At 67.0% G+C, this 6990-nt stretch carries 5 protein-coding genes; 2 read left to right on the top strand and 3 right to left on the bottom strand.

The genetic code is table 11. The features are described 5' to 3' along the window. Nucleotides 1-695: 695 nt before the first annotated feature. Both FVW20_RS03975 and FVW20_RS03980 read left to right on the top strand, forming a co-directional pair. On the top strand, nucleotides 696-1565 hold the full coding sequence (locus tag FVW20_RS03975; protein WP_196608386.1) for a dihydroorotate dehydrogenase electron transfer subunit: 870 nt from the start codon (nucleotides 696-698) through the stop codon (nucleotides 1563-1565). 21 nt (nucleotides 1566-1586) lie between these two features. Continuing rightward, nucleotides 1587-2513 carry a dihydroorotate dehydrogenase gene (locus FVW20_RS03980; RefSeq protein WP_196608387.1) on the top strand — a complete coding sequence of 309 codons (927 nt, stop codon included), beginning with the start codon at nucleotides 1587-1589 and terminating at the stop codon, nucleotides 2511-2513. Between the two features lie 92 nt (nucleotides 2514-2605). Here the strand turns inward: FVW20_RS03980 and FVW20_RS03985 are convergent, their stop codons facing one another. The 3 genes from FVW20_RS03985 to FVW20_RS03995 form a co-directional block, all read right to left on the bottom strand. Further along, on the bottom strand, nucleotides 2606-3145 hold the full coding sequence (locus tag FVW20_RS03985) for a GNAT family N-acetyltransferase (protein ID WP_196608388.1): 540 nt from the start codon (nucleotides 3143-3145) through the stop codon (nucleotides 2606-2608). Next, on the bottom strand, nucleotides 3142-3414 hold the full coding sequence (locus tag FVW20_RS03990; RefSeq protein WP_196608389.1) for a type II toxin-antitoxin system TacA family antitoxin: 273 nt from the start codon (nucleotides 3412-3414) through the stop codon (nucleotides 3142-3144). Before FVW20_RS03990 ends, FVW20_RS03985 begins: the two co-directional genes overlap by 4 nt. A 209-nt stretch (nucleotides 3415-3623) precedes the next feature. Further along, nucleotides 3624-6686, bottom strand: coding sequence for a proline dehydrogenase family protein (locus FVW20_RS03995; RefSeq protein ID WP_196608390.1), 3063 nt, complete (start codon nucleotides 6684-6686; stop codon nucleotides 3624-3626). Nucleotides 6687-6990 lie beyond the last annotated feature (304 nt).

Consider the following 6990-nt stretch of genomic DNA (forward strand, 5'->3'; position numbering starts at 1 on the left):
GGGCGGGAAGGCCGATCCGGGCGATCCGCGCGGGATTGCCGGTCGTCACGCCCGCGCGAGCGGGGGGCGTCGCCTGCATCGGGCTTGCCGGATTTTTTCTGGCCTGCCGGGCGCTTGCCCGTGGCGGCGGCGCCCTTGGGGCCGGATGCGGGGCGTGAAGGCTTGCTGGACATGTATGATTCTCCGCAGGGGATGAAATATGCGTGGGGGCTGCCCGCCGGGCGCAAGGGCCGGGAATGCCGCGGAAGTGGCTGGCCGGGCGATCCGGCAGGTCCGGCAGATCCGGCTGGTCCGGCTGGTCGGGGGCAACGTGGCGGCGGGGACGGATGGCGTCGCGGTGGCCGCACGGGGAGCAGTGCATCTAACCATAGAACGCCCGCATGGCAACCGCAATGGTCCGCGGGGTTTTCCGGCGATGTTCGCGGGGGCGTTGGCGCGAGGCTGGTCCCTGCTCTCCCGCAAGCCACCCGTTACCGGCAGCTGCCGACGGTCTGTCGCAGAAGCCCCGGCGGACCGGAATCCCGCTTTTGCCCCACCCGCGCGGCCCGCACCACTTCCCACCGCTTGACCCCGCCCGCCACGCCGACTACACCCGTATGCACGGGGGGCACGCGCGGTTCCCGCCTTCGGGTGCGCCCGCACCCCCGGCGGCCACACGACGCGGCCACATTCTTTTCGAGGACACCATCACCGCCATGAACACACCTGCCTGCACCGACCTGACGGTGCTCGACCTTGTTCCCTTCGGACAGACCGGTGGCGAGGCCCGCTTTTTCGCCCTGCGTCTGGAACGCCCCCAGTGGGCCGACTGGAAGCCCGGCCAGTTCGTCATGCTGCGCCCCGCCGGATGGGCGCTGGACATGCTGTGGGCACGCCCCTTCTCCATCTGCCGCATCAGCACGCGCGACCTGGTCATCTTCTTCCAGGTGGTGGGGCGCGGCACCGCGCGTCTTGCCCAACTGCGTACCGGCGACGTGGTGCACGTGTGGGGCCCCTTGGGCAACGCCTTCGCCATGGAGCCGGACACCCCCACCCTGATGCTGGCCGGGGGCATCGGCATCGCGCCGTTCATCGGCTATGCCCACACCCACCCCAAGCCGTGGAACCTGTGGATGGATTTCGGCCACCGCATGCCGCTGGGGTGCTACCCCTTCGAGAGCATCAACGAAAAGATCATGGCCGACAGCCACCACGAGGAAGGCCCCGAAGACCTTTCGCGGTTCATCGAGACCATTGGCCGCCGGATGCGTGAATTCCGCGACCAGAACGGGCTGGTGCTGGCCTGCGGGCCCACCCCCTTCCTGCGCACGGTGCGTTCGTTCGCGCTGGAATACGGCGTGCGCACCCAGCTTTCGCTGGAAACGCGCATGGCCTGCGGCGTGGGCGCGTGCCTGGGGTGCGTGTGCCGCACCACCGAGCAGTGGCCCGACCCGGCCAAGGCGGGCGGCAACGTGCAGACCTGCACCCAGGGCCCGGTGTTCTGGGCGGAGCAGGTCACCTTCGACGACGAAACCGCCGCCCCGCCCACGGCTGCCGATGTGCCCGTGCAGGCCTGCGAACGCTAGGGCAAGGGCCAGGATACAATCATGATCGACATGCACGTTACCCTTCCCGGCGGGCTGCACCCGCTGACCCTGAACAACCCGGTCATGACCGCCTCGGGCACCTTCGGGTACGGGGTGGAGTTCACCCCCTACGGCGACCTGACCAAACTCGGCGGCATCGTGGTCAAGGGCCTGTCGCTGGCCCCGCGCCGGGGCAACCCCATGCCACGCGTGGCCGAAACGCCCTGCGGCATGCTGAACGCCGTGGGCCTGCAGAATGACGGCGTCGACTACTTCGTGCGCACCACCCTGCCGAAGCTCCCATGGCGCGAGGTGCCCATCGTGGCCAACCTGTACGCCTGCGACCCCGGCGAATTCGGCGAACTGGCCGCCGTGCTGGCCGCCGAAGAAGGCGTGGCCGCGCTGGAAGTGAACATCTCGTGCCCCAACGTGAAGGAAGGCGGCGTGATCTTCGGGCAGGACCCGCGCCAGGCCGCCAAGGTGACCGAAGCGGTGAAGATGCGCGCGGGCAGCAAGCCGGTCATCGTCAAGCTGTCGCCCAACGTCACCGACATCGCCCACATGGCCCGCGCCGTGGAAGACGCCGGGGCCGACGTGCTGTCCTGCATCAACACCCTGACCGGCATGGGCGTGGACATAAACACCCGCAAGCCCCTGCTGGCCAACGTGGTGGGCGGCCTGTCCGGCCCGGCCATCAAGCCCGTGGCCCTGCGCTGCGTGTGGCAGGTGGCCAAAGCCGTGTCCATTCCGGTCATCGGCATCGGCGGCATCACCAGCGCAGAGGACGTGCTGGAATTCCTGCTGGTGGGCGCGCACGCCGTGCAGGTGGGCACCGCCAACTTCATCCGCCCCGACTTCGTGTTCCGGCTGGTGGATGAACTGGCCGCCCTGTGCGAGCGCATGGGCATCGAGCAGTGGGATGATTTCAGGGGCACGCTGAAGGTGTAGCGCCCCCACTCTTGAAGGAAACGAAAGCGCCCGGCAAGCCATTGCCGGGCGCTTGTGTTTGATGGCAGCAGCGTGGCGGGTGGAACCCAGCCTTATCCTGTGCGCTGCGGGTGCAGGTATTGCTGCACCTCTTCCATCCGCAGCAGCAGCGTCAGCGGGCTTACGGAAGAGGGGTGGAACCCGCAGCCTGCATAAAAGGTCGCCGCGCGTTCGTGCAACGCATGCACCAGAATGGCCCGGATGCCCGCTATGCCTGCCGCCTGGGCGGTGCGCAGCAGGGCGTCGCGCACCAGCGCCCTGCCAATTCCCCGCCCTTGCATGCCTTGGTCTACGGCAAGACGGGCCAGAATCATTACCGGCACCGGGTCGGGCATGTTGCGCCGGATGCTGCCCGGGGCGATTTCGTGGGCCACGCTGCCCACTGCCAGCGAATAGAAGCCGACTACCCGCGTGCCCTGTTCTACCTGCCCGCCTTTTTCATGCAGGCAGGCCACGTAGGTGCGGGTGGCCTTGCCCTCGTTTCTGGCCGCGCGCGTGCGCAGCCAGTCGTCCAGCGCGGGTTCGCCGCTGCAAAACAGGACTAGGTCATGTCGCGGACCAAGCGGTTCCGGGGCCGCAATGCGTCCGCTCATTCGCCGTCATCCCACGGAGCGGGCGTGGCAAGCAGGTGCTCCAGGGCCGGGTTGTCGCGGACTGGTGCATCCAGCGCGGCCTGAAAGGCGTCCCATTGCGCCGTGGAAAGCTGGAAGTGAGACTTTTCCAGCAGCAGTTCCTCGGCGGAGCGAACGGCATGCTCAAGGATGAAGGCCGTGCGGTTCTTGCCCGCCAGCGCAGCGGCCAGATCAATGATGGCCTTCTGCTCCGGGGGAACGCGCAGGTTGATGATGTCGGTGCTTGCCATGGCGGCCTCCTGTGCGGAAAGGCTAAAGCCGGGCGGCGCGATTGTCAATACAATGTATATACCGACGCGAAATTGTGACACGCCCCGCCCCCGGTGCCTCTTCCGATCCCATGCAGACAAAACGGGCCGCGCACCATGCAGTGCGCGGCCCTTGTCTTTTGGTTCCCCCCGGTTCGCTCCGGTTCGTCGGCGCAACCGCCAGCGTCAGCCTACCCGATCCAGTCGTCGTCTTCCTCGATGGGGGCAAAGCCCCGGCGCATGGTGTTTTCGGTCACGCAGCGCGGGTCCATGAACTGCAGCAGGTAGTCGGGGCCGCCGGTCTTGGAGCCGACGCCGGACATCTTGAACCCGCCGAAGGGCTGGCGTTCCACCATGGCCCCGGTGGAGCCGCGGTTCAGGTACAGGTTGCCCACCCGGAAGTCGCGGCGGGCCTTGGCCAGGTTTTCGGGGCTGCGCGAGAACACGCCGCCGGTCAGGGCAAAGCGGGTGCCGTTGGCGATGGTCAGCGCCTCGTCAAAGTTGCCCGCGCGCATCACGGCCAGCACCGGGCCGAAGATTTCTTCCTGCGCAATGCGATGATGCGGCTTGATGCCTTCCACGATGGTCAGCGGCACGTAGCAGCCCTCTGCGGGGATGTCGGTGCGCTTCACCAGCACCTTGCCTTCCTGCTCGGCCACCTTCACGTATTCCAGGATGTTCTTTTGCAGGGAAGCATCGGCCACCGGGCCCATGTAGTTGGCCGGGTCTTCCGACGGGCCGATCTTGATGGCCTGCGCCGCCTTGACGAGGCGCTCCACGAAGCGGTCGTAAATGGGGTCCAGCACGATGACCCGCGAGCAGGCCGAGCACTTCTGCCCCTGAAAGCCGAAGGCGGAGTTCAGCACCTGCAGCACGGCCTCGTCGAGGTCGGCGTCGTCGTCGATGATGATGGCGTTCTTGCCGCCCATTTCCGCGATAACCCGCTTGCATTGCATCTGGCCGGGCTGCACCCTGGCGGCCTTTTCCTGAATGCGCAGGCCCACCTCCATGGAGCCGGTGAAGCAGATCATGCTCACCTGCGGGTGTTCCACAAGGTAGTCGCCCATGACCGAGCTGCGGCCCGGCACGTAGTTGAACACGCCCTCGGGCAGGCCCGCCTCGCGGAAGATTTTCGTAAGGTTGTACCCGATGCGGGAGGCAATGGACGATGGCTTGAAGATCACCGGGTTGCCGGTGACGATGGCGGCGGCGGCCATGCCGATGGCGATGGCGAAGGGGAAGTTCCACGGCGCGATGACCGCGGCGATGCCCTTGGGCTGGTAGAACAGGTGGTTCAGTTCGCCGGGGGCGCGGCCCATGCGGCGCGGCGCGCCAAGGCGCAGCATTTCGTGGGCGTAGTAGTCCAGGAAGTCGATGCCTTCGCCCACGTCATGGAAGGCCTGGTCCCACTGCTTGCCCACTTCCAGCACCTGCCAGGCGGACAGTTCGAACATGCGGCGGCGGGCGATGTCCGCCGCGCGGTGCAGGAACATGGCCCGGTCCGCCGGAGATGTGTCCCGCCAGGTCGGGAAGGCCTTTTCGGCGGCCTCGATGGCGGCGTCTACTTCCGGCTTGCCGCCCTGGCAGACCCTGGCGATGACTTCCGCCGGGTTCGCCGGGTTGGTGGAGGCGATGGTGTCGTCGGTGGTCACGTCCTTGCCGCCGATGAACAGCGGAATCACCCCGCCCGCCTTGCCGCGCACCTCCGCGATGGCGTTCACGAAGCCAGCGCGGTTGGCGGGTATGGTCAGGTCCAGCATGCTTTCGTTGACGAACGGGGGCAGGCCGTCGGGGCCGGGCTGGGCAGCAGCGGCAGCACGCGGCGGCGGGGCGGCGGCCAGTTCGCGCTCCAGCGTGGCCTGCGGGTTTTCCAGCAGCCGTTCCAGTTCCGCGCCGTCCACGAAGCTCTGGCGCAGGAAGGATTCGTTGGCGGTGTTTTCCAGCAGGCGGCGCACAAGGTAGGCCATGCCGGGAATCAGTTCGCCGTACGGGCAGTACAGGCGCACGCGCCCGGCCACGTTCTTCAGGCCCTTTCGCACCGGCTCGGCCATGCCGTACAGCACCTGGAATTCGTAGCGGTGGGCGGGCACGTTCAGCGCGCGGGCCGTTTCCATCACCGTGGAAATGGTGCGCACGTTGTGCGAGGCGCAGGCGAAGTAGACGAGGTCGTTGTTCTCGAGAATGCGGCGGGCCAGCTTTTCGTAGCAGATGTCCGATTCCGGCTTGCGGGTCCACACGGGAATTTCCCAGCCGTTCTGCTTGGCCATCACCGTTTCGTAGTCCCAGTAGGCGCCCTTCACCAGGCGGATGCCGAAGGGCAGCCTTTCGGCGCGGCCCCAGGCCAGAAGCTCGTCCAGGTCGTGTTCCGTGCAGCGCAGGTAGGCCTGCAGCACGATGGACAGGTGCGGGTAGTCGCGGAATTCCGGCATGGTGCGCAGCCGCTTGAACAGTTCCAGCGTCATTTCGCGGTACTTCAGCTGCTCCATGTCGATGCACAGAAAGCCGCCCATTGCCACGATCTTGCGGTAGATGGGCACCAGGCGCGACATCATGCCCTGCACGGACCCTTCCACGTCGCCGGGCTTGGCCTGCGAGTAGAGGGCCGAAGGCTTGATGGACACGTTCACCTTGGGGGTGTGGCCCCAGTCTTGTGAAGCATCGGGACCGCCAGAGCCTCCCGCGGTGCTGCCCGTGGAATCGGTCGAATCGGCCAGCGGCGCCCACTTGGCGTGTTCCTTGGCAATGGCGTCCAGCACCTCAAGGTAGCCGTTGGCGTAGGCGTCGGCTTCTTCCTCGCTCACCGTGGCTTCGCCCAGCAGGTCCACGGTGAAGGCAAAGCCTTCCTTGCGCAGCTTGGCCAGCCCCTTGATGGCTTCCTTGGTGTTTTCGCCGATGATGAAGGTGCGGGCCATGCCTTCGATGTTGGACCGGATGAACTTGCCCATGAGCATGCCGGTGAAGGCCCCGCCGAAACCGGCGGCACCCGCGCCCCACTTGAGCACGGGGGGCACGTCCGCCCCGTCGGCGGAAAAGTATTCGCGGATGTGGCGGGTGAGCGCCTCGGAGGTGTTCAGGTAGGGCAGGACGTCCACGAAGCGGAACAGCTGGACCTTGAAGCCCTCGTTCTGCATGGCCCAGTCCATGACCTTGCCGGTCCAGAAGCCCTTGTTGAAGATGGACGGGGCCTCGCCGCTGATGCTCTTGAAAAATTCCTTGCCGCGCTCGACGATGCGGGCATCAAGATGCTGTTCCATGCGGTTCCTCCTGGGCGTCGCGCGGGTGTGGTCCCGGCGGGTGCGGTGTGGGTGCAAGTCGTGCGGTGTGGTGAAAAGGCTCCTGCTGTGTCGCGCGGCGGCGGGGGCGGGCGGTCCGCTTTCCGTACCGTCGTGAGGCATGATTTTTCGATATTCGGAATGGTTGTAGGCGCTGGAATGCCAGAAATCAACCCCGCGCAGGGTCGGAGTGGAGCGGTCGCTCTTGCGTCCAGACGGGCCGGGGGCTGGCGGGCGGCGGGCGGTGCGGGCGGGATGACGGCGCGGGGGCGCGATGGGGACAGCG

The organism is Nitratidesulfovibrio oxamicus (genome assembly GCF_015731765.1).
In the GTDB taxonomy this organism is placed as follows: Bacteria; Desulfobacterota; Desulfovibrionia; order Desulfovibrionales; family Desulfovibrionaceae; genus Cupidesulfovibrio; species Cupidesulfovibrio oxamicus.

Coding starts and splice junctions, on each gene's coding strand:
- FVW20_RS03975 (WP_196608386.1), top strand. CDS start 696: ATGAACACACCTGCCTGCACCGACCTGACGGTGCTCGACCTTGTTCCC.
- FVW20_RS03980 (WP_196608387.1), top strand. CDS start 1,587: ATGATCGACATGCACGTTACCCTTCCCGGCGGGCTGCACCCGCTGACC.
- FVW20_RS03985 (WP_196608388.1), bottom strand. CDS start 3,145: ATGAGCGGACGCATTGCGGCCCCGGAACCGCTTGGTCCGCGACATGAC.
- FVW20_RS03990 (WP_196608389.1), bottom strand. CDS start 3,414: ATGGCAAGCACCGACATCATCAACCTGCGCGTTCCCCCGGAGCAGAAG.
- FVW20_RS03995 (WP_196608390.1), bottom strand. CDS start 6,686: ATGGAACAGCATCTTGATGCCCGCATCGTCGAGCGCGGCAAGGAATTT.